Genomic DNA, 22,379 nt, shown 5'->3' with positions numbered 1-22,379 from the left:
AGGGGTGGGGTGGGGGCGGGGTTTTGGCTGTTCAACCCGTGTGGGGGAATTCGGGGTTGGGCCATGTGAGGCTGGGGTGGGCGGCTGTGGGCTGAGGTAGTCGCGCATGAGTGCGGGCGCGAGGCGCGGGGAGCCTAGAGCGAGGCGTGCGGGGAGCCAGGTGCGAGGCGTGCGGGAGCCGGGTTCGGGGCTCGGGGCTGTGGAGCAGCGAGAAAGCCGACTGTGAGCGGTGGCTTACGGGCGCAGTGGCGGATGCGGTGGGCGGCAAGCGGCAGACAGGTGCCGAGCGCAAGTGCCCCCGCGCGCTTCCTTGTCACGCAACGATTGAAACGCGACTTCGGTTCCCCGTTGTCCACAGGTTCGCGCCCCGAACGTTTCCGCAGATCAGTGCCTCGCAGCCTGTGGACAACTCCGCAAATCCTCCAACCGAACGACAACTCCACGAACCGAACCAGACTCCCGCGCTAGTCGTCGAAGCCTCGCTCGGCCAGCTCCTCGATGCGGCGCACCGCCTCCTCCGCGTCCTTGCCCGTGGCCACCACGGTGATCGACTTGCCGCCTGGCGCGCTCAGGCCCATGAGGGCGAGCACGCTGGCCGCGTTCGCCTCCTCTGAGCCGTAGCGGACCACCACGTCGGCGTCCAGTTCGGCGACTGTGCGGGCCAGCAGTGCGGCGGGGCGGGCGTGCAGGCCCACCTCGTTGGTCAGCAGCACTTCCGCTGACACCGCACCCCCTGACACCGCGCCCTGCACGAGGTGCAGGGCTGGGCGGTTCGGGGTGGCTGTTGGGGCCTCGTTCGAGGCTCCTTCGGCGGCTGCTGCCACGTCGGCCAGGCCCGCGCCTCCCTGGGCCGTTACGGCGGCGGCCACCGCGCCTTCCACCAGGGGTGCGTCGACCACTGCGTAGCGGGTCGGGTCGTCTGCCGATTCGACGGCCATCTCCGCTGTCATCTTGGCGCTGCCGAGGTCGTAGAGCACGACGACGCCGGCGCCTGAGTCTGCGTCTGCCAGGGCCTCTACCACCGCGCCGTAGTCGGTGCCGAGGCCTCCTTCCTCGGTGCCGCCGACCGGCTGGACCGTGACGTCCGGGGCCATCTGGGCCGCCAGCTCTGCCACGCCGTTGGCGAGCATGTCGCTGTGCGAGACGACCACCAGGCCCACGCGGCTGGTGTCCGCTGCCGCCGTCATGCCTTGGCCGCCGTGTCCGCGAAGGCGCGCAGTATGAGCGATGTCGAGCGGGCGCCCGGGTCCATGTGGCCCGCGCTGCGCTCGCCGAGGTACGAGGCTCGGCCCTTGCGCGCGACCATCGGCACCGTTGAGGCGGCGCCTTCCGCTGCGGCGTCGGCTGCCGCGGACAGTGTTGCCGCCACTGAGCCGTCGGCTGCCGCGGCCGCTGTGACGGCCGGGGTCAGGGCGTCGACCATCGTCTTGTCGCCCACTGCTGCCTTGCCTCGCGCTATCACGCCGTCGAGTGCTGCCTGTAGCGCTCGGGCGATTGTCGGGGTGTCTAGTTCTTCGGCGTCGCCGACTGCGGCTGACGCGCGTAGGAAGGCGGTGCCGTACAACGGGCCTGCCGCGCCACCCACCGTCGAGATCAGCGTGGTGGCCACTAGCTTCAGCACCTTGGCCGGCGTGTCCGGTGGCTCGGCGTCCAAACGGGACAGCACGGCGGTGAAGCCTCGCCTCATGTTCTCGCCGTGGTCCGCGTCGCCGATCGCCTGGTCGAGGCGCACCAGTTCGTCGCGGTGTTCCTGGACGACGGCCGCGGCGGCTCGCAGGGCCGCCACGACGTCCGCTGCCGTGCACCCCACCTCAGACTCCCCACCGCAGTGCGGGCGTGTGGACCGGCGCGTCCCACAGTTCGACCATCTCGTCGTCGAGACGAAGCAGCGAAAGACTCATGCCCTGCATCTCCAGGCTCGTGATGTACGGGCCGACCAGCCTGCGTTCCACGGTGATCCCCCGATCCGCCAGCAGCTGTTCCGCGATGCCGTGCGCCAAGTACAGCTCAAGCAGCGGTGTCCCGCCCATCCCGTTCGTGAACAGCAGCACCCGGTCACCCGACGAGAACGGCAGGTCCTCCAGGATCGGTTCGAGCAACGCCGACACCATCTCGGACGCCGTGCCCGCCGCGACCTTCTGCCTGCCCGGCTCGCCGTGGATGCCGATGCCGATCTCCATCTCGCCGTCCGCCAGTTCGAACGACGGCGACCCCACGTGCGGCACCGTGCACGCGGTCAGCGCCAGGCCCATCGACCGCACCGACGCGATCACCCGCAACGCCAACGCCTCGCACGCGGCCAGGTCGTCGCCGCGTTCGGCCGCCGCGCCCACGATCTTCTCCAGCAGCACCGTGCCGCCGACGCCACGACGGCCCGCCGTGTACAGCGAGTCCTTCACCGCCACGTCGTCGTCGATCACGACCGACCTGACCTCCGACTCCGCGAGCTCGGCGGCCATCTCGAAGTTCAGCACGTCGCCCGTGTAGTTCTTCACGATCAGCAACGCCCCCGCGCCACCGTCGGTGCGGGAGATCGCGTCGACCACCTGGTCCGACGTCGGCGACGTGAACACGGGGCCAGGACAGGCCGCGTCGAGCATGCCGCGCCCGACGAACCCGCCGTGCAGCGGTTCGTGGCCGGAACCCCCGCCGGAGATGAGCGCGACCTTGCCCTGTGCGGGCCCACCGGCGCGCACGATGACCGCTGGGTCGTGGTGCACGGCGAGCAGGTCGGAGTGGGCTGCCTGCATCCCTCGCAGCGCGTCCTGCACCACGGTTTCCGGATCATTGATGATCTTCTTCATCGAACAGCCCTCCCGATCGGCGGTGACCGTGTTCCTTCTTACTCCGGGGGTCTGACACTCGGAACTGGCAAAGGTCCCCGCTACCGTTAGCCTGCCCTAACAACAGCTGGTCAACATCACGTTCCGTAGTGGAGGAACAACGTCGTGTCGAAGAGAGCAGCGCTGCTCGTCGCAGTCGCACTGATCCTGACCGCCTGCTCCAGCACGCCGGACAAACCGACCGTCGCCCAGGGCGGCGAGGACTTCGGCAAGGCGAACGAGCTGAGCAACGGTTTCGGCACGACCCAGAAGCCCGGCGAGTTCCCCCGCACCATCAAGCACGCGATGGGTGAGACCAAGCTCGAGAAGAAACCCGAACGGGTGATCGTGCTCGACACGGGCGAGCTCGACAACGTCGTGGCGCTCGGCATCAAGCCCGTCGGCATCGCCTACACCGACGGCTCCCCGACCATGCCGTCCTACATCGGCGACAAGGGCGGCACGCCGGAGAACGTCGGCACCACCAACAACCTCAACCTCGAAGCGATCACCAAGCTGAACCCGGACCTGATCCTGGGTTCGCAGCTGCGCGCCGAGGCCCTCTACCCGAAGCTCGCGGCGATCGCGCCGACGGTGTTCAGCGTGCGTCCCGGCTACGTGTGGAAGGAGAACTTCCTCCTCAACGCCGCCGCGCTCGACCGCCAGGCCGACGCCGCGAAGATGCTGGAGGACTACACGACCAAGGCGACGGAGACCGGCAACGCCATCGAGAAGAAGCTCGGCGTCCGCCCGGCGGTGACGGCGCTGCGCTTCATGCCCGGCCGCATCCGCTTGTACGCCAAGAAGTCCTTCATCGGCACGATCCTGATCGACGCCAAGATCGGGCAGCCGAGCCCGTCCCAGGTGGACGACCTGGCCGCCGAGGTCAGCGCGGAGCAGATCAGCAAGGCCGACGGCGACTTCATCCTCTACTCCACCTACGGCGACCCGGCCAAGACCGCGGAGGCGTCGGTGCTCGGCGGTCCGTTGTGGACCGGCCTGAACGCCGTGAAGGCGGGCAAGGCCAAGCCGGTCCTGGACGAGACCTACTTCCTCGGCCTGGGTGTGCTGGCCGCGAACGTGGTGCTCGACGACATGAAGACGCAGCTCGGCGCCTGAGGCCCTAAGCCGTGGACGCTCTTCAGCGACCGAAGAGCGTCCGCGCGAGGCGCAGCATCTGCTTGCCCGCCATGGAAGACCTGTCGAACGTCGCCATGTTGATCAGCGACTTGAACTTCAGCTTCGTCACGGCCTTGGCGTAGGCGAACTCGCGCAGCCCGTCCTCGCCGTGGATGCGCCCGAACCCGGAGTCGCCGACCCCGCCGAACGGCAGTCCGGGAATCGCCGCGTAGGTCAGCACGGAGTTGACCGACACCATCCCGACCCTCAGCTCGGCGGCCAGTTCCTCACCGCGCGACTTCGAGAACACGGCGGCGCCCAGCCCGTACTTCGACCGGTTGGCGAGCCGCACGCCCTCCAGCGCGTTCGGCACCCGGTTGATCACCACGGTCGGCCCGAAGGTCTCCTCGGTGACCGCCAGCGAGTCCTCCGGCACGTCCGTCAGCACCACCGGCTCGACGTACGGCGGCCTGATCGACTCCGGTCCGCCCACCAGCGCCTTGCCGCCGCGGTCCAGCGCGTCCTGGACGTGCTCGCGGATGATCTCCACCTGCGACGGCATCGTGATCGGCCCGAGGTTCGCGTTCGGTTCGCCGCCCGGCTTGAGCTTGCGGGCGCGCTTCACCACGATCTCGGTGAACTCGTCGGCGACCTCCTCCGCCACGTAGATCCGCTCGACGCCCGCGCACGTCTGGCCGGCGTTCGACACCGCGCCCCAGATCGCGGCCTCGGCGGCGGCGGTCAGGTCGGCGTCCGAGTCGACGATCAGGGCGTCCTTGCCACCGCACTCGACCAGCACCGGCGTCAACGAGGTGGCGGCCGCGGCCATGACCTTCTTGCCGGTGCGGGTGGAGCCGGTGAACGCGATCTTGTCGACCCCTGCGGCGACGAGCGCGGCGCCGGTCTCGCCGAAGCCGGTGACCACCTGGAACACCGAGTGCTCCGGCACCGCCTCGGTGAACGTGGAGGCGAGGAACGTGCCGACGCCCGGCGTGAATTCGGAGGGCTTGAACACCACGGCGTTGCCTGCCGCCAACGCGTAAGAGATGGAACCCATCGGCGTGTGCGCGGGGTAGTTCCACGGCCCGATGACGCCGATGACGCCCAACGGCCGGTACTCCAGCGACGCGCTGTGGTTGAACATCAGCATGCCCGGCGACACCCGGCGCTTGCCGAGCACCCGGCTCGCGTTGCGCGACGCCCAATGCAGGTGGTCCATCACCAGCGCGACCTCGACGCGGGAGTCGTCCGCGGGCTTGCCCGTCTCCGAGCTGATCAACGCGATGAACTCGTCCGAGCGCTGCGAGAGGATCCTGCGCCACGCGTCGAGCTTGGTCCTGCGGCCCTCGAACCCGAGCCCTGCCCACCACGCGGCGGCCTCGCGCGCGGACGCCACGGCGTCCTCGACCTCCGCGGCCGTGTGGATCGGGTGGTGCGCGACGACCTCACCCGTGCGCGGGTCCAGTGATGCGAACCGCCGCTGCTCGCCATCGGCCGACAGCGCGCTGCCTGAAGCGGTCTGCGTCATGGAACCCTCCCGTACTCGCCAGTAACCTCGACACTAACGCGTACTCGAAGAACTTTCAGCCCCCGCCCGGCCCGTCAGGGTTGGGGCAGGGCGGGAAGAACCGCCTTGGCGAACGCCTGCGCCGCCTGGCAACGGTCCAGTTCCTTCTCCTTCGAGGCCGCGACGATGAACTCCACGATCTCACCCGCGTCGGCCTGGTCCTTCGTCCGGACCACCACGAGCTCGCACGTGGGGAACGAGCCGTCCTTGAACGCCTGGTAGCCCTTCACGCCGCCACCGATGTCGGTCTCGACCGACTTGGTGTCGAACTTGCCGTCCTTGGGGATGCGCGCGGTCTTGAACTCGATCTGCATCTGCGCGCTCTGCCCCGTCCACGAGCACTGGTGCAGGCCGAACGGCAGCGCACGCGGCGAGGCGCCGAGCACGGGCGCGAGAGTGGCCTTGTCGACGATCGCGCACGGGTCGACCTCGACCGGCGACCCCTTCGGCGGGCTGTACTTCTGCGGGTTGCCCCTGAGCTTGCGCACCGCGCCTTCCAGCACCGTGCGTCCCGGTTCGCACGCCTCGGTGCCGCCGGTACCGGTGCTCACCTGGATGCGCACGGCCTGTGCGGGGCTCTCCTGCGTCACGGCCGAGATGAAGCACGAACTGTTGCTCAGCTTCTGCTCGCCGCTCTTCAGGCCCGCGATCTCCTTCGTCGCGTTCTTCACCTCGGTGGACGTCAGCGAGTAGCCGATGTCCACCGTGATGTTGAGCGTCTTGCCGCCCTTGTCCTTCATGTAGTTGGAGCAGCGCGTGTACGAGCTGCTCGTGTACCTCGACGGCGTGCCGACCACCTGCAGCACGTCCTTGTCGATCAACGCGCACGGGTTGATCAGCCGCAGCCGCTCCGCCGCGAACGACGGGTCGACCGGCTTGCCCGTCTGCGCGGACGGCTTGGTCGACGGATCGGTCGAGGTCGCCTCCGCGCCCGCCTGCACGGTGCGGCGCGGCGAGTTGGTCTTGGCAAGACCCGGCCCGGTGGCGCAGCCGGCCATCAGCATCGCAGCGGCGGCGACCACGGCGGTGGCACGAAAACGAGGCACGACGTGCACGGTAGCGACCTTTGCGTGCGTTCGTGGGCGGTACCCCGACCTTGCACCGTGGTCCATGTCACCCAGAGCTACGGGAACGATTCAGAAGATCAACGCGCTGTACAGGGTGAAGACCCCGAGAGAAGGAGAACCGTGCGAAACCGAATTCGCCGCGCATTCAACTGGCTCGACGCGTGGACGATCGAGGCCTTCAACCCTGTTTACCCTGGTCGTCCCCAGTCATAGCTCCTTGAGCGGCTCTTTTTCCGTGTCCGCGAACTGAGGCCGCAGCGTCGCCCACGCGGCGAACACCGCCGCCAGCACCACCATGGCGATGCCGGCCCACAGGTTGATGTTGACCCCTTCGGCCTTCTTCAGGTCCTCGTCGGTCGTGAAACCGAACCCGATGACGACCAGTACAACGCCGTACAGGCCGAAGAGGAAAGCGATGATCAGTCGCAGGTCGAACAACCTCATGGCAGCCTCCCTCAGGCGAAGATGAAGTAGAGAACGGTGGTCAGGGCCAGCACTCCGCCACCGAGCAGGGCGGGCGAGCGGTACCAGCCCGCGTCCTCACCGGTGGTGCCGTGCGCCCTGTCCTCCTTGGGCGTCAGGCTGTAGACCAGCCCGCCGAGCTCGCTGTCCGGCTTCGGCCGCGTGACGAGGCTGACCGCGAAGCTCACGACGATGTCGACCACGAACGCGAGACCCGCGCCGAGGAAGCTCGCGCCCTGACCCGGCAGCTGCAGCAGCTCGATGCCGAACGAGGGCTCCGAGATCGCGTAGATGAAGATCGCCGTGAACGTACCGGCGAGCAGACCGACCCAGCCCGCGGTCGGCGTCATCCGCTTCCAGAACATGCCGAGGATGAACGTCGCGAACAGCGGCGCGTTGAAGAACGAGAACAGCGCCTGGATGTAGTCCATGATGTTGGACCCGCCGAGCGACGCCGCGATGAACGCCGTGCCGATCGCGAGAACGCACGCGCCGACCGTGGCGAGACGTCCGACGCGCAGGTAGTACTCGTCCGGCCGGTCCTTCTTGACGTAGTCCTGCCACAGGTCGTACGTGAAGACGGTGTTGAACGAGCTGACGTTCGCCGCGACACCCGCCATGAAGCTGGCCAGCAGACCCGTGATCGCGATGCCGAGGATGCCGTTGGGCAGCAGGTCGCGCATCAGCAGCGGCAGCACGTTGTTGTAGACCACGCCGCTGCTCGTGTCACCGGCCTTGAGCTGCGCCATCTCCGGCACGATCACCGCGGCGATGATGCCGGGGATGATGATGATCGCCGGGATCAACGCCTTCGGGTACGCGCCGATGATCGGCGTGCGCTTGGCCGCGGACATCGACTTGGCGCTCATCGCGCGCTGCACCTCGGCGAAGTTCGTCGTCCAGTAACCGAACGACAGCACGAAGCCAAGACCGAACACCAACCCGATGACACTCCACACGGGGTGGTCGATGCCGGTGAGTTCCGTCGCGGGCCAGGCACTGAGCTGCTCCTGGTCCGTCACCTTCTCGACGAGTCCCTGCCAGCCGCCGACCTTGATCAGGCCGACGATCGTCAACGGCGCCAGCGCGGCCACGATGACGAAGAACTGCAGCACCTCGTTGTAGATGGCGGCGGACAGGCCACCGAGCGTCGTGTACGCGAGCACCACGAGCGCCGCGACGCAGATCGACACCGGCAACGGCCAGCCGAGCAGCGCGTCGATGATCACCGCGAGCGCGAACAGGTTGATGCCCGCGATCAGGATCTGCGCGACGGCGAAGCTGATGGCGTTGACGAGGTGAGCCGGTTTGCCGAACCGGCGGCGCATGAACTCGGGAACGCTGCGCACCTTGGAGCCGTAGTAGAACGGCATCATCACCAGACCGAGGAACACCATCGCGGGGATGGCGCCGATCCAGTAGTAGTGCACGGTCGCCATGCCGTACTGCGCGCCGTTGGCCGTCATGCCCATGAGCTCGAGCGCGCCGAGGTTCGCGGAGATGAACGCGAGCCCGGTGACCCACGCCGGCAGCGACCGCCCGGACAGCAGGAAGTCGAGGCTGGAGGAGACGGATCGCCGCGCCATCACGCCGATGCCGAGCACAACAACGAAATAGACCAGCAGCAACGCGTAGTCGATCGGTCCCGCGTCGAGCCGCAGGTCCGCCTCGGCCAAGATCGACACCGTCCACCTCCCAAGACTTCGAACAAAGTCGAACAGAAAAGACCAGGAGAGGACATTACTCCAGGTGCAGCGGGACTTACCCGGTGTTGATGATCACCAAACCACGGGGTTTGAACCGACGCTCGCTGAAGTGAGCAGGCGGGGAAACCGGGTGCGCGAACGTGCCCTCAGGCCCAACACTGGCGCGGTGACCGATCACGCCACCGCCTACCTCGACGCACTGCCTCGCGAGCGCTACGAGGAGGTCTGCGCCAACCTTCGCGACGAGGGTTCGACCTTCGCCTCGACCAAGTTGCGCATCGCCGACCCCGATCTGAGCCGGCGTCAGGGCTACGAGATCGTCGAGGCGCTGAGCGAACGGCTGGGCGTGGTCTCGAACTGCAGCAAGTGCCACGGCTCTGTCGCGCGGCTGCGCGACGGGTACGGGTACGGCCCGCTGTGCGACGACTGCGCGGCGCGGACCGCCGTGTGGGAGTGCCCGGGCTGCGGCAGCACGATCGACGGCTACGTCGAGCGCGCCGGCGACACCTGCAGGTCGTGCGAGGCCCGGCCGGAGTGGGAGGCCCTGCCGCAGGAGGTGCGCGACGAGATCGGGGCGATGGTCGACGCGGGCAGGGGCGTTCTGTCGATCTACCGGCTCATGGAACTGGACGGCCACACGCGCCGCAGCATCGACTACATGCGCATGGTGTCGTACCGCATGAGTCTGCGCGACGGCCTTGGTCGCGGGTGGCGTCTCAGCGTGGAGCTCTGATCGCGAACGGCCCCCCGCTCGACCAAGCGACTCAGAACAGCCGGAACTCGTCCGGCTCGATCCCGCGCAACGCGTCGTAGTCCAGCACCACGCACCGGATCCCGCGGTCCTCCGCCAGCACGCGGGCCTGCGGCTTGATCTGCTGCGCCGCGAACACACCGGCGACCGGCGCCAGCAGCGGATCCCGGTTCAGCAGTTCCAGGTACCTGGTCAGCTGCTCGACGCCGTCGATCTCACCGCGCCGCTTGATCTCCACGGCAACCGAGCCGCCGGCGGAGTCGCGGCACATCAGGTCGACCGGGCCGATCGGGGTCGGGAACTCGCGGCGCACCAGCGACCAGCCCTCGCCCAGCGTGGTGACGTGTTCGGCGAGGAGCTTCTGCAGGTCGGCTTCGACGCCGTCCTTCTGCAGGCCCGGCTCCGGGCCGAGCTCGTGCTTGGAGTCCTGCAGGACCTCTTCGAGGGTGATGATCAGCTTCTCCCCCGCCTTGTTCTGCACCGTCCAGATGTCCGGGTCCTCGATCAGCCAGCAGGGCGGGCTCATCCAGTTCAACGGCTTGTACGCGCGGTCGTCCGAGTGGATCGACACCGAACCGTCGGCCTTGATGAGCAACAGGCGCTGGGCCATGGGCAGATGGGCGGTGAGTCGGCCTACGTAGTCGACCTGGCAGCGAGCGATGACAAGACGCACCGCGACAGGCTACGGGGTGCGTCCGGAATCCGGTCGTTAGGTACGGTCCGTGGCGTGGAAAGCCTCGGCACCCGTCAGGTGTACGCAAACCCGTGGATGACCGTTCGCGAGGACGAGATCCAGCGCGCGGACGGTTCGAGCGGCATCTACGGCGTGGTCGACAAGCCCGACTTCGCGCTGATCATCCCGCTCGACGGCGAGCGTGTGCGGCTCGTCGAGCAGTTCCGCTACCCGATCGGCCTGCGCCGCTGGGAGTTCCCCCAGGGCACCGCGCCGGACCGCGCCGATTCCAACCCGTTGCAGCTCGCCACCCGCGAGTTGCGCGAGGAGACCGGGCTGCGGGCCGGGCGGATGATCGAGCTCGGGCTGCTCGACGTCGCGCCCGGCATGTCGTCGCAGCGCGGTCGCGTGTTCCTCGCCACCCAGCTCACAGAGGGCTTCCACGAGCGGGAGCACGAGGAGCAGGACATGCGGTCGCGGTGGTTCCCGCGCGCCGAGTTCGAGGCGATGATCTCCAAGGGCGAGATCACCGACGCCCAGTCGATCGCCGCGTACACGCTCCTGCTGCTGCACGAACACTCGCAGCCCTAGTCTCGGCAGCCCTAGCGCTGGAACGCCGCCCGGTAGCTCTGCGGTGAGGTGCCGGCGATCCGCTTGAACCTGTCGCGGAACGCCGTGGCCGAGCCGAACCCGACCCTGCTCGCGATCAGCTCGACGGGGTCCTTCGTCGTCTCCAGCAGGTGCTGCGCCTGGCGGACGCGCGCCCGGTGCAGCCACTGCAACGGCGTCGTCCCGGTCTGCTCGCGGAACCGCCGGTTCAGCGTGCGCGTGCTCATCCCGGCCTGCCGCGCGAGGTCCTCCAGCGTCAGGTCGCGCGCCGCGTTGCCCTCCATCCACAGCAGCAACGGTTCGAGCTCCGCGCCCTGGGGCGCCGCGGGCGGCGTCACGATGAACTGCGCCTGCCCGCCTTCGCGTTCCAGCGGCATCACGGCGAAGCGCGCCGCGTCGGCCGCCACCGCCGACCCGTGGTCGCGCCGGATCATGTGCAGGCACAGGTCCAGCCCCGCCGCGGCGCCGGCGGACGTGAGGAACTGGCCGTTGTCGACGTAGAGCACGTCCGGATCGACTTCCAGGGCCGGAAACCGCTCGGCCAGCTCCTCTGCCCCGAGCCAGTGCGTGGTGACGCGGAGCCCGTCCAGCAACCCGGTCTCCGCGAACACGAACGCGCCCGTGCAGATCGACGCGATCCGGGCACCGCGCGCCGCGGCCTTGCGCAGCGCCTCGATCAACGGCCTCGGCACGACCATCCGCGGGTCGTGGCCCGGCAGCACAATTGTGTCCACTTCGGACAGCAACTCCAGGCCGTGCGGGACCTTGATCTCGAAACAGCCCGCGTCGACCGTCCTCTTCGGACCGCAGACGCGCACCCGGTAACGCCCGACCCAGTTGAACGCGTCGACCGGCGTCGCGAAGTCGAACGGGACCACGCTGTCCATCGCTACCACTGCCACCTCGTGCACGTCCACCACCGTAGCTGGCGAGAATCCGTTGGAACATGGCATTCCAGCCAGTTCTCGACGGGATCCGGCCCTCCTACGGTTTTGATCACCGATTCGAGGAGACGCAGTGAAAGCTCAACTGGTGTTGTTCGACGGCTTCGACCCGTTGGACGTGATCGGCCCGTACGAAACGCTGACCGCGGGCGGGATCCAGGCCGAACTGGTGACCGCCGAGGGTCCGCGCGAGGTCCCGGCGGGCATGAACCTGCTGTCCCTGAAGGCGACCTCCAAGCTTGATCCGCACACCGACCTGATCGTCGTGCCCGGCGCGGCCGCCGCCGGAGAGGACGAGATCTTCGCCCTGCTCAGCGCGGGTGCAGTCACGCTCGGACCCGCGCTCAAGGACACGAACGCGATCATCGCGACCGTGTGCGGCGGCTCGCTGCTGCTGGCCATCGCCGGTCTGATCAAGGGCCGCAACGCCACCACGAACCACCTCGGCCTGCACGCGCTGGAGTCCATGGGCGTGAACGCGATCCGCGCGCGGATCGTCGACGACGGCGACCTCGTCACCGCGGCCGGCGTCACCTCCGGCGTCGACCTCGGTCTGCACCTGCTCGAACGCCTGGCGGGCGCACCGAAGGCGCTGGAGGTCGAGGAGCTGTTCGCCCACGAGCGGCGCGGCACCGCGTGGAGGGCCGCGTGAGCAAGCTCTTCCTCTCGCTGCACGTGCTGGCGGCCATCATCGCCATCGGACCGGTGACGGTGGCCGCCAGCATGTTCCCGAAGGCGGTGACCACGGCCGGCAACCCCGAGCTGCTGCACCGGATCTGCCGCGTCTACGCGCTCATCGGCATCTCGGTGCCGGTCTTCGGGTTCGCGACGGCCGGCGTGATGGGCGTGACCGGACACCCCTGGGTGATCGTGTCGATCGCGCTCACCACCGCCGCCGCGTTCCTGCTGGCGCTCAGGATCCTGCCCGGCCAGGAGAAGGCGTTGAAGACCAAGGACATCAAGCACCTGGCCATGTACACGGGGATCTTCAACCTGTTGTGGGCCACTGTGACGGTGCTGATGATCCTCCGGCCGGGCTCGACGACCGGCGCCTAGCGCGTCGCCACCGGCCGCACCACGACCTCGTTGACGTCGACCTCCGCCGGCTGCGAGATCGCGTACGCGATGGCGTCACCGATCGCGGACGCGGGCAGCGCGTTCTTGCGGTACTCCACCATGAACGACGCCGCGTGGTCCTCGGTGATGGTGTCCGCGAGCTCGGACTCCGTGACACCGGGCGAGATCACGGTGACGCGCAGGTCGTCGCGCTCCTGCCGCAGCCCTTCGGACAACGCCCACACCGCGTACTTGGTCGCGCAGTACACTGCGGCCGTCGGCGTGACCAGGTGCGCGCCGACCGAGGCGACGTTCACGACGTGCCCTCCCTGGGTGAAGAGAGGCAGCACGGCGGCGATGCCGTTCAGCACGCCCTTGATGTTCACGTCCACCATGCGGTCCCACTCGTCGACCTTCAACGAGTCCATGAGGGACAACGGCATCACGCCCGCGTTGTTCACCAGCACGTCGACACGCCCGTGCTCGGCGACCGCGCCATCCACAAAGGACTGGAAGGACTCGCGCGAGGTCACGTCCAACGGCGCGTAGGAGGCACCGATCTCGGTCGCCAACGCCTTCAACCGGTCCTCACGCCGTGCGCCCAGGAACACCTTGTGCCCCGCCTTGGCCAGAACGCGGGCCGTGGCCTCGCCGATACCGCTGGAAGCTCCACTGATCAGAACGACTTTGCTCATGGCCACAACACTCGGCGCCCAACCCGGTATGGACCAGGACACCTTCTCCCTAGGTGCGGCACACCCAGGCAGAGCACCACCACAGCGCCTACGCTCGAAACCATGCTCGGCGAGTTCCTGAAAGCACACCGCGCCCGCGTCAACCCCCAGGACGCGGGCCTGCCGAGTCACACCCAGCGCAAGGTCAAGGGCCTGCGGCGCGAGGAGGTCGCGGTGCTCGCGGGGGTGAGCGCCGACTACTACGCCCGCCTCGAACAGGGCCGCGAGACCAACCCGTCGGCGCAGGTCCTCGACGCCCTCAGCCGCGCGCTGCAGCTCGACACCGACTCCCGCGCGCACCTGCACCGCCTCGCCGGCGTCGTGGCGGACGAGGGCCACACGACCGACAAGGTCAGTCCTGAACTGCGGCAGCTCATCAGCGGCATGCACGACATGCCGGCGTTCGTGATGAGCTCCTACCTCGACGTGCTCGCCACGAACGCGCTGGCCGACGCCCTGTACGAACCGTTCACGCCCGCCGACAACCTGGCCAGGATGGCGTTCCTCGACCCGGCCGCCACGAGCTTCTACCCGCGGTGGAACTGGGTCGCGCAGAGCACGGTCGGGAACCTGCGGCTGACGGCCGACCCGAACTCGGCCCGGCTGGGGCGGATGGTCGCGGAGCTCAGCCGGAACCCGGTGTTCGAGGAGCTGTGGGAGAACCACGAGGTGCGCGGGAAGACCCAGGACGCCAAGGAGTTCGCGCACCCCGCGGTCGGTCCGGTCAAGCTGAGGTACCACTCGTTCGACGTGCGCGAGGCACCCGGCCAGTTCCTCGTGATCTACCAGGCCGAGCCGGGACCGAACGCCGACGCGCTGAAGCTCCTCGCGACTAGTCGGGCCACACGGGAGGCCGCTTCTCCAGGAACGACGCCCGTCCCTCTTTGGCTGACGGGGACTGGGAGGTCTCGGCCATGACGGACAACGCGATCTCGTACCCGTCCGCCTCGGGCCGGTCGAGCTGCGCGTAGACGGTCCGCTTGCCGATGGCCTTCGACGCCCGGCTCCCCCGCGTGGCCCGAGCCAGCAGGTCGTCTGTGGCGGTGTCCAGCTCGTCGGCGGGCACCGCTCGGTTGATCAGCCCCCACTCCACCGCCGTGGCCGCGTCGATCACGTCCCCGGTCAGCACGAGCTCCATCAACCGCTTGCGCCCGATCGACCGCGCCACCGGCACCGCGGGCGTGTGGCAGAACCAGCCGGCCTTGCCACCGGGCAGCGAGAACCCGGCCGTGTCCGCCGCCACGGCAAGATCACACGACGCCACCAGCTGACACCCGGCCGCCGTCGCCAGCCCCTGCACGCGCGCGATCACCACCTGCGGCGCGGACTGGATGGTCTTCATCAGCACGGTGCACAGCTCCAGAAGCAGCCGCACACCCTCCTCGTCGCGTGCGTGCACGTCCGCGAAGTCGTGCCCAGCGGAGAACACGGGCCCTTCGGCGGCCAGCACGATCCCGGCCGCGTCCGACGCCCGCACCTCGCGGAACGCGTCCAGCAGCTCGCTGAGGTGCTCCGCGGACAGCGCGTTGCGCTTGGCCGCGCGGTTCATCGTGATCCGGACGACGGAACCTTCGCGTGCGATATCGACCATCCCCAGACGCTAACCCAAAACCTCGTCCGCGAGCCGCTGAAGCACACCCAGGTCTACCTTGCCGACGGCCTCGAGTGCCGCAGTCCATCCCTTGGAAGCAAGTACCTCCGCCACGTGACGACGCGCTGCCTCGGTCTCCCTGCCGTCCACGACGGCCTTCATCCTGAAGTCCCGCAGGAGGTTCTCGCGAAGCACGCTGTCGGCGATCAGGCCGACCAGCCGCACCGCGTCGCCGTGCTCGCCGAGCGCATCGCGCGCGACCGCGACGTCTTTCAGGGTCATGTCGCGGTAGAAGGTGTCCGTGCTGGTCGCGGCCGCCGCCTCGCAACGCGCCAGCCATTCCGAGGCCTGGGCCGGCTTTTGCGCGGTGGCCTCCCCCGCCACCACTCTAACCACGTCCGCCAGCACGCCTGGCTCCTGGACCGTGTCCACCAGCTCAAGCATCCTGTCGAACTCACCGATCGCGGCCAGCGCACCGACCAGATAACCGCCCTCGTACCGCTCCGGTTCAGCCTGGTAGTTCACCATCAGGACCATGATCTCCGCACGTGCCCTGGCCAGAGTCGGGCCTTCCGGTGCATTCCTGGCGATTGCGGCCAGAGCCGCGTAGCGGTCCCTCCCGCGGTCGAGCTCACCTATGTGCTCGAAGGCCTCCGCACACCGTCCGACTACTGCCAGCGCTTCGACGTAGACGACGAACAACTGCTTGTACTCGTAGTCAGCCGAGCTGGCCGCGAGCACGCTCTCGATCTCGTCCACAACCTGTTCGGCCGCCTCCACCGCGCCCGTGCGCGCGAGCAAGTCGAGCAGGGGCATGTAGCGCCAGTACGCCCTGTCTTCGCGCTTGACGCTGGCGGCCTCAGCTGCGAGCTCTCGGGCCCTGGCAGCGTCTCCTCGTCGCAGCACTCGCCTCGCGAGCCCGGAGAGCGCCTGCTCCTGGGGGACATCGTGCGCGTCCGACCGGGCCAACTGTTCGGCTCTGGTGTAGTCACCTGCCGAGCCCAGGACGTTCGCCAGCTGAACGAAGACCTTACCCGCGGTCCGGGTGGCGGCGTCCGATCGTGCGCATTCCTCGGCCGCGGCGCACAACGCGACCGCTCTCCGCACGTCGCCAGCCTCGGCGACGGTCCGGGCGAGCTCGACGATGCCGATCGCCCGGACCTGCGGATTCGGCACCTGGCCGAGGAACCCGAGCGCCCGGTCGTGATCACCACTGTTGGCTGCCGCGCGCGCGAGCGTGCGGAGCACGCCGGAACGGTGGTAGCCCTTCTCGGCTGCCTCCAGGTACAGAGCCGCACGATCGAACTGCCCGGATTCGGCCAGGACCTCGACGATCTCGCCACAGGTCCTGTTTCGGTCGTATGACCCGCTGAGCGCCGCGATGAGCCGCAACGCGCGGTCGTCATCCCCCTCGGCCGCCACCGCCTCCGCTGCGACGACGAGGTACCTGTTCTTCAGGTAGGTGCTGTCGGTCGACCCCGCGTAGACCTCGAGGGCCGCCTCGTCCTCGCCCAGTTCCACGAGAACGACCAGTTGCTCCATCAGGTCGAGCGTGGCAGCGCGGCGTGCCCAGACGGCAACGACCTGATCCGCACGTTCGACGTCGTCTGCGGCAAGCGCGGCCTCCAGCACCGCCCGGATCCACACCGACCTCGGATTGGACGCGAGTAGAGCAGGCACGAGGTGCGGCGCGCCGATCGCGGCCGCGACGTTGATCAGCGGCACGTCGTACCGAAGCCGCATGTCCTGGGAGACGTGGCTCTCCACGAGGCTCGACGCTCGTTCGACCAGACGACGTGCACGAGCATCATCAACGGCCCGCGCCGCGGTTTCGGCCAAGTCGACGATGCCGTCGAAGTAACTGCCAGCCGACCACGGCAGGCCGATCAGGATCTCCTCTGCCAGGTCTGCCGACTCCGTGTATCGGGCGGCATCGCCGCACTCCGCCGCAACGGCCGCCATCGCCGTAAACGCACGGGCTTTGGACACGGCGGTCCTGATCTGGTCGACGCGTTCGTGCGCGGCGAGGTGCAGCTGTCCCGCGCGGCCTTGCTCGCCGAGATCGCTCACGGCCGCCGCCAATCGGACCAACGCGACCGCCTGGTCATGTGGCCTCTTGATCTGGCTCACGAGCGTCTCGCCCACCGCCACGAACTCGGCCGCCCGCAGGGGTTCGCCAGCGCCAACGCAGTCCGATGCCAGCCGGGCCAGCACGCCCACCACCACCTCGGGCCCGGTGAGCGCTTCTGCGATCCGAGCCCTGCGGTCGATCCCGTCCAGCCGTTCGAAGAGCTCACCAAGCAGGTCGTCTGGATCGTCCGCGTCCAGCGCGTACCTCAACGCCCGGCCGTCGTCTCCCGCGTCCAGCGCATCTACGGCCAGTGTCCGCAACCGGTCGTTGGTCTTGTACCTGTATCCGAACCGGTCGTCAGCGTGACGAAGGAGCCTCAACGCGAGTTCTGGATCGCTTCTCGCCTCGTGCGCCAGCGACCACAGCACCTCTTCGAACTGGTAGGACTCTTTGAGACACTCCGCGTACCGGAGCCCCAGTTCGTGCTCCCCAGCCAGCGGCAGCGATGCGACCACTGCATCGCGCCGGTAGTCCGCGGACATGGTCGCGAGCAGTTCGAGCGCGTGCTCGTGCTCGCCTTCGTCGAACGCCAGTCGCACGAGATCACCGAGCACGTTGTCACGTTCGTACGGAACGTCGATCAACTCCACGAGAGCTTCGAGACCACTTATGACCCGCCGCGCCCGTTCGTCCTCCGCACCCTCCAGCAACATCCTGGCGAACCGGATCATCACGCTGTAGGGCTGCCCGAAGCTGTAGGTGGTCAGATCGACACTGCGCTCCACGTCGTCCGCAAGCACGGCGATCCGGTCGTGCTCTCCTCTGGCCTGCAACTCCTCGATGATCCGCACGAGCGCTTCGGTCCTCAGCCCGCCGGAAAAGCTTTCGGCAAGGGCGACCGCTCGGTCGGTGTGCCCAAGTCGTGCCCAAAGGGGAGGCAGGGCGTCCGGGATGTTGAGGTTGCGCCCGCTCAGCCGCGATCGCGCTACGGCAACGCGCACCAGTCGGTCCAGGTCGGGTTCAGGTGCGCGGGCCAACAGCCCGGCCACAGACGCGATCTCGCTCATCGCGAGGCCGTCGCCACCGGTCACGGCCAGCATGCGGTCGTGCCGCAGGCGGTCAAGTGCGCAGGCCACCAAACGGTCCACGTCACCGCGCGCGGCGAGCAGGCTGGGATAGCCGCGGAACAGGTAGAGAGGCGTATCTTCTGGCCAGTCCCGGTCGCGGTAGCTGTCGGCCCACGCGTGCACCTTCGCGCGATGCTCGGCGATTTCGCCCTCGAGCCACTTCTCTGCCTGCTCGCGCAGGGTGTCGTGGGTGAACGTGTAGACGGGTTCGTCCTGGTCTCGGGAAGCGCTGGCACCGACGCTGCGTCCGACCATGCTGCCGAGGAGCACTGTCAGCGCGTAACGAGACTGGCCGAGCAGCTCCCTCAAATCGCGTTGCGTGAGGCCGCCGCCGGACGCCGTGATCAAAGCGAGCAGTTCGCGTTGCACGCCCTCGTTGCCGAGCAGGAAGTACAGCTCCTGGTAGGCCGCGGTCCTCAGGTCGCTGGCGTAGGGCGAAGGAGTCAGCTGTCGCGGCTCGACCCTCCTGAGCGGATGCCCCGCATCCACGTCCGGTGGGAGGTCAGGGTGGGGGCGGCTCGCCACCAGGACGCGCAGGCCTAGCTTGGAACGTTGTGGGAGCAGGCTGGCGATGCTTGGGCGTTCCAGTCCGTCCTTGCGGCTGGTGTCCTCGTCCAGACCGTCGACCACGAGCAGCAGGGTGCGTCCTCTCTCGTGGCGCTCCTTCGCCGCGGTTTCGAGCAGGTTCAACATGTTCCTGTGCACGGACCGAACAGGTTCGAAGGACGCGTCGACCATCTCCGTCAGCTGTAGCACCACCTCCTCGATGAAGGCGTTGCTGTCCGAGTCACCGACGCGCCTCGCCTTGACGAAGAACGCCACGACGTCCACGTTCTCAGGTGGGTGCAGTGCGAACCACGCCAGCAGCGCCGACTTGCCGGCCCACGGGCCTGCTTGCCACCACGCGCAAGGCTCGCTGCCCGCGCAGAACCTGACGAGTTCGTCGATCTCCCGTTTGCGGTCGTGGAGGTGTTCGGGGGCCGTCTCCCGGACTTCCGACCAGTAAGAGCCGGAGAGACGTTCGCGCCGTGACTCGCCCGGGACGCCGGGGAACGGCGCACGTGCCTCCAGGACCTCGCTCAACGTCGTGCCGCGAGACGGATCCACCTGGTCCAGTGCCAGGTCCAGGCGGGCCGCGGCCAGGCGTTCCAGGCCGTCGCCGGGGTGGTGCTTCACGATCACGCCGACCACGTGGTCGTCGGACCACAGGACCGCGCCGGACATCCCCTCCCACGGGGACCGCTCGTCGTCGCGGGCTCTTGGGGGACCCTCCACCACTACTTCGAGGGTTCGTTCGCGCCAGTTCGAGAAGACCGGGACCTTGCCGACGGCGTGGGCCGAGTCGCGGTACGTCCGAGAGTCCGTGCGCATCTTCCAGAGCGGGAAGCCCACGGCCACAACGGGAAGGACAGCGGCGCGGTCGTTGATCGAGCCGAAGCGGACCGGCGGGACCACGTCGTCATGGCGCGGTTCGATCGTGAGAACGGCGATGTCCGAGACCGGGTCCGACCACCAGGACGTGGCGGGAACCGTCCACTCCTCCGGCAGGCCAGGGGCGAACTTCACAGTCACCGAGTCTGCGCCGTCCACCACGTGCGCGGCGGTCAGGACGGCGCCGGAACGGATCCGGTAGCCAGAGCCTCTGCTCCCCTCACCAGCTCGGGTCACGATCAGTTGTGCAACCCGGAGCCTGTCGAGGTGCTGGGCAGTCATTCCTCGCCCTGCACCTCGCGACCGGAGATCACCGGGGAAGTGGTCTCGCCGCGGCGGCGCGGGTCCAGGATCAGCTTGATGGTCTGGGTGGTGGCGGAGGAAATGCTGACGTCGGCACCCAGTTCGACCACCCAGAACTTGACCTTGGCACCAGGCTTGGCCTCCTTGGTGACCGCCACGGTCAGCTCGAGCTCGACGGGGCCGAGCACGAAACGCAGGTCCTCGTTCTCGCCGGCGTGCATCGCCTCCGTGAGTTCGGCCCTCAGCTGGCCGATGAGATCCGCGAGCTCCACAGCCATCGAACGCCCCTCCCCGTGTACTGACGAACTACGGGGAGGTCGGGTTCGACGGGTGTTTTGTTACCGGGTCACCCGAGCTCGCGCACCTCTCGAATGACCGTGACGATCTCGTCCATGATCTCGGTCAGCTCGTAGTCCTTGGGCGTGAACACCCGCGCCACACCGCGCTCCCGCAGCTTGGCCGCGTCGTCCGGCGGGATGATGCCGCCGACGATCACCGGGATGTCCCCGGCACCGGCCGCGCGCAGGCCGTCGACCACCGCGGGCACGACCTCCAGGTGCGAGCCGGAGAGGATCGAGAGGCCCACGACGTGCACGTCCTCCTGCACGGCCGCCGAGACGATCTGCGACGGCGTCAGACGGATGCCCTGGTAGACGACCTCGAAGCCGACGTCGCGGGCGCGCACGGCGACCTGCTCGGCGCCGTTGGAGTGGCCGTCGAGGCCCGGCTTGCCGACCAGCATGCGCAGCCGTTCGCCCAGGTCCTCGCCGGTGGAGCGCACGCGGTCGCGCACGCGGGCGATCTCCGAGCCCGCCTCGCCGGACGCCGACGCGCCGGAAACGCCTGTGGGGGCACGGTATTCGCCGAACGTCTCACGCAACGCCTGCGACCACTCGCCCGTGGTCACGCCGGCGCGCGCACACGCCAGCGTCACCTCCACGAGGTTCTGGTCGGTCTTCGCGGCCTCGCGCAGGGCGTCCAGGGACGCCTCGGCCGCGGCGTTGTCCCGGGTGGCGCGCCACTGCTGGATCGCCTCGACGGCGTGCAGTTCGACGATCGGGTCGATGGTCTCGATCGCGTTCGCGCCTTCGGCCTGCAGCGGCGACGGCTCGGTCGTGTCGAACTTGTTGACGCCGACGACGATGTCCTCGCCCGCCTCGACGCGGCGACGGCGATCGGCCAGTGACGACACCAGGTTCGACTTCATGTAGCCGGACTCGACGGCCGCGACGGCACCGCCCATCGCCTGCACGCGGTCGATCTCCTCGCGGGCTCCGGCGAGGATCTCGTTCACCTTCGCCTCGATGACCGGTGAGCCGTCGAAGATGTCGTCGTACTCCAGAAGGTCCGTCTCGTAGGCGAGGACCTGCTGCATGCGCAACGCCCACTGCTGGTCCCACGGGCGCGGCAGGCCGAGGGCCTCGTTCCACGCGGGGAGCTGGATGGCGCGCGCACGGGCGTTGCGGGACAACGAGACCGCGAGCATCTCCAGCACGATGCGCTGGACGTTGTTCTCCGGCTGCGCCTCGGTCAGGCCCAGCGAGTTGACCTGCACGCCGTAGCGGAACCGGCGGTGCTTGGGGTTCTCGACGCCGTACCGCTCGCGCGTGATCTCGTCCCACAACTGGGCGAACGCGCGCATCTTGCACATCTCCTCGATGAACCGCACGCCGGCGTTCACGAAGAAGGAGATGCGGGCGACGACGTCACCGAACTTCTCCTGCGGCACCTGCCCGGAGTCGCGCACCGAGTCGAGGACCGCGATCGCCGTGCACATCGCGTACGCGACCTCCTGCGCCGGCGTCGCGCCGACCTCCTGGAGGTGGTAGCTGCAGATGTTGATCGGGTTCCACTTGGGCACGTTGGAGACGGTCCACGCGACCATGTCGGTGATCAGCCGCAGCGACGGTCCCGGCGGGAACACGTAAGTGCCGCGGGACAGGTACTCCTTGATGATGTCGTTCTGCGTCGTGCCGGCGAGCGCCGACGGGTCCGCGCCCTGCTCCTCGGCCACGGTGACGTAGAGCGCGAGCAGCCACATGGCCGTGGCGTTGATCGTCATCGACGTGTTGGCGCCGCCGAGCGGGATCTGGTCGAACAGCTGCCGCATGTCGCCGATGTGGCTGATCGGCACGCCGACCTTGCCGACCTCGCCCTTCGCGAGCTCGTCGTCGGGGTCGTAGCCGGTCTGCGTCGGCAGGTCGAACGCCACGGACAGGCCCGTCTGGCCCTTGGAGAGGTTCCGGCGGTAGAGCGCGTTGGACGCCGCGGCCGAGGAGTGGCCCGCGTACGTGCGCATCACCCAGGGGCGGTCGCGCTCCCGGTCAGCGGGGTACGGCACAGCAA

Annotated in this window: 20 protein-coding genes; 6 read left to right on the top strand and 14 right to left on the bottom strand. The window is 68.5% G+C overall.

The features are described from left to right. Window positions 1-464: 464 nt before the first annotated feature. The 3 genes from dhaM to dhaK are packed head-to-tail and all read right to left on the bottom strand — an operon-like array spanning window position 465 to window position 2,804. Window positions 465-1,187 carry a dihydroxyacetone kinase phosphoryl donor subunit DhaM gene (gene dhaM, locus ACFWN2_RS27725; protein WP_382432178.1) on the bottom strand — a complete coding sequence of 241 codons (723 nt, stop codon included), beginning with the start codon at window positions 1,185-1,187 and terminating at the stop codon, window positions 465-467. Further along, entirely contained in the window at window positions 1,184-1,810 is a 627-nt protein-coding gene (gene dhaL, locus ACFWN2_RS27720; RefSeq protein WP_382432176.1) for a dihydroxyacetone kinase subunit DhaL, read from the bottom strand. The genes dhaM and dhaL overlap by 4 nt, the downstream gene beginning before the upstream one ends. A 1-nt stretch (window position 1,811) precedes the next feature. Further along, a complete protein-coding gene (gene dhaK / locus ACFWN2_RS27715) occupies window positions 1,812-2,804 on the bottom strand; it encodes a dihydroxyacetone kinase subunit DhaK (protein WP_382432174.1) in 993 nt (330 codons plus the stop codon). A 144-nt stretch (window positions 2,805-2,948) separates the two neighbouring features. On the opposite strand from dhaK, the gene ACFWN2_RS27710 reads away from it, so the two are divergent. Further along, window positions 2,949-3,941, top strand: a complete 993-nt coding sequence (locus ACFWN2_RS27710) for an ABC transporter substrate-binding protein (RefSeq protein WP_382432172.1) — start codon at window positions 2,949-2,951, stop codon at window positions 3,939-3,941. Window positions 3,942-3,963: 22 nt separating this feature from the next. On the opposite strand, the gene ACFWN2_RS27705 is transcribed toward ACFWN2_RS27710, so the two are convergent. From ACFWN2_RS27705 to ACFWN2_RS27690, 4 genes are all read right to left on the bottom strand, one after another. After that, window positions 3,964-5,469, bottom strand: coding sequence for an aldehyde dehydrogenase family protein (locus ACFWN2_RS27705; protein WP_382432170.1), 1,506 nt, complete (start codon window positions 5,467-5,469; stop codon window positions 3,964-3,966). 74 nt (window positions 5,470-5,543) lie between these two features. Continuing rightward, window positions 5,544-6,554, bottom strand: coding sequence for a DUF3558 family protein (locus ACFWN2_RS27700; protein WP_382432168.1), 1,011 nt, complete (start codon window positions 6,552-6,554; stop codon window positions 5,544-5,546). 228 nt (window positions 6,555-6,782) lie between these two features. Continuing rightward, complete coding sequence (locus ACFWN2_RS27695; RefSeq protein ID WP_382432166.1) at window positions 6,783-7,019, bottom strand: hypothetical protein; 237 nt, start codon at window positions 7,017-7,019, stop codon at window positions 6,783-6,785. Between the two features lie 11 nt (window positions 7,020-7,030). Next, window positions 7,031-8,722, bottom strand: a complete 1,692-nt coding sequence (locus ACFWN2_RS27690) for a sodium:solute symporter family protein (protein ID WP_382432165.1) — start codon at window positions 8,720-8,722, stop codon at window positions 7,031-7,033. Between the two features lie 187 nt (window positions 8,723-8,909). On the opposite strand from ACFWN2_RS27690, the gene ACFWN2_RS27685 reads away from it, so the two are divergent. After that, a complete protein-coding gene (locus tag ACFWN2_RS27685) occupies window positions 8,910-9,476 on the top strand; it encodes a hypothetical protein (RefSeq protein ID WP_382432163.1) in 567 nt (188 codons plus the stop codon). Window positions 9,477-9,507: 31 nt separating this feature from the next. On the opposite strand, the gene nucS is transcribed toward ACFWN2_RS27685, so the two are convergent. Further along, a complete protein-coding gene (gene nucS / locus ACFWN2_RS27680) occupies window positions 9,508-10,167 on the bottom strand; it encodes an endonuclease NucS (protein WP_382432161.1) in 660 nt (219 codons plus the stop codon). 54 nt (window positions 10,168-10,221) lie between these two features. On the opposite strand from nucS, the gene ACFWN2_RS27675 reads away from it, so the two are divergent. Beyond that, on the top strand, window positions 10,222-10,758 hold the full coding sequence (locus ACFWN2_RS27675) for an NUDIX domain-containing protein (protein ID WP_382432159.1): 537 nt from the start codon (window positions 10,222-10,224) through the stop codon (window positions 10,756-10,758). 11 nt (window positions 10,759-10,769) lie between these two features. Here ACFWN2_RS27675 and ACFWN2_RS27670 read toward each other — a convergent pair whose 3' ends face one another. Next, complete coding sequence (locus ACFWN2_RS27670; RefSeq protein ID WP_382432157.1) at window positions 10,770-11,687, bottom strand: GlxA family transcriptional regulator; 918 nt, start codon at window positions 11,685-11,687, stop codon at window positions 10,770-10,772. Window positions 11,688-11,793: 106 nt separating this feature from the next. Here ACFWN2_RS27670 and ACFWN2_RS27665 point away from each other — a divergent pair, with 106 nt between their 5' ends. Further along, window positions 11,794-12,372 (top strand): DJ-1/PfpI family protein, encoded by a 579-nt coding sequence (locus ACFWN2_RS27665; RefSeq protein WP_382432155.1) that lies wholly within the window; start codon window positions 11,794-11,796, stop codon window positions 12,370-12,372. After that, entirely contained in the window at window positions 12,369-12,776 is a 408-nt protein-coding gene (locus tag ACFWN2_RS27660; RefSeq protein WP_382432153.1) for a hypothetical protein, read from the top strand. Before ACFWN2_RS27665 ends, ACFWN2_RS27660 begins: the two co-directional genes overlap by 4 nt. On the opposite strand, the gene ACFWN2_RS27655 is transcribed toward ACFWN2_RS27660, so the two are convergent. Further along, the gene (locus ACFWN2_RS27655; RefSeq protein ID WP_382432151.1) at window positions 12,773-13,471 is read right to left on the bottom strand and encodes an SDR family oxidoreductase; all 699 of its coding nucleotides are present in this window, start codon (window positions 13,469-13,471) and stop codon (window positions 12,773-12,775) included. The two genes, ACFWN2_RS27660 and ACFWN2_RS27655, sit on opposite strands and share 4 nt — an antisense overlap. A gap of 102 nt (window positions 13,472-13,573) precedes the next feature. Between ACFWN2_RS27655 and ACFWN2_RS27650 the strand changes: the two genes are divergently transcribed. After that, window positions 13,574-14,428 carry a helix-turn-helix transcriptional regulator gene (locus ACFWN2_RS27650; protein ID WP_382432149.1) on the top strand — a complete coding sequence of 285 codons (855 nt, stop codon included), beginning with the start codon at window positions 13,574-13,576 and terminating at the stop codon, window positions 14,426-14,428. Here ACFWN2_RS27650 and ACFWN2_RS27645 read toward each other — a convergent pair. From ACFWN2_RS27645 to ACFWN2_RS27630, 4 genes are all read right to left on the bottom strand, one after another. Next, window positions 14,343-15,101, bottom strand: a complete 759-nt coding sequence (locus ACFWN2_RS27645) for an enoyl-CoA hydratase-related protein (RefSeq protein WP_382432147.1) — start codon at window positions 15,099-15,101, stop codon at window positions 14,343-14,345. The two genes, ACFWN2_RS27650 and ACFWN2_RS27645, sit on opposite strands and share 86 nt — an antisense overlap. A gap of 9 nt (window positions 15,102-15,110) precedes the next feature. Beyond that, a complete protein-coding gene (locus ACFWN2_RS27640) occupies window positions 15,111-20,012 on the bottom strand; it encodes a trypsin-like peptidase domain-containing protein (protein ID WP_382432145.1) in 4,902 nt (1,633 codons plus the stop codon). Further along, window positions 20,009-20,311, bottom strand: a complete 303-nt coding sequence (locus ACFWN2_RS27635) for a trypco2 family protein (RefSeq protein WP_382432143.1) — start codon at window positions 20,309-20,311, stop codon at window positions 20,009-20,011. Before ACFWN2_RS27635 ends, ACFWN2_RS27640 begins: the two co-directional genes overlap by 4 nt. A gap of 68 nt (window positions 20,312-20,379) precedes the next feature. After that, window positions 20,380-22,374, bottom strand: coding sequence for a protein meaA (locus ACFWN2_RS27630; protein WP_382432141.1), 1,995 nt, complete (start codon window positions 22,372-22,374; stop codon window positions 20,380-20,382). Between the last annotated feature and the right edge of the window lie 5 nt (window positions 22,375-22,379).

It is taken from the genome of Lentzea sp. NPDC058436 (genome assembly GCF_042721515.1).
GTDB lineage: Bacteria > Actinomycetota > Actinomycetes > Mycobacteriales > Pseudonocardiaceae > Lentzea.
The sequence above is the reverse complement of the archived record's forward strand: the minus strand, read 5'-3'. Positions and strand labels throughout refer to the sequence as shown.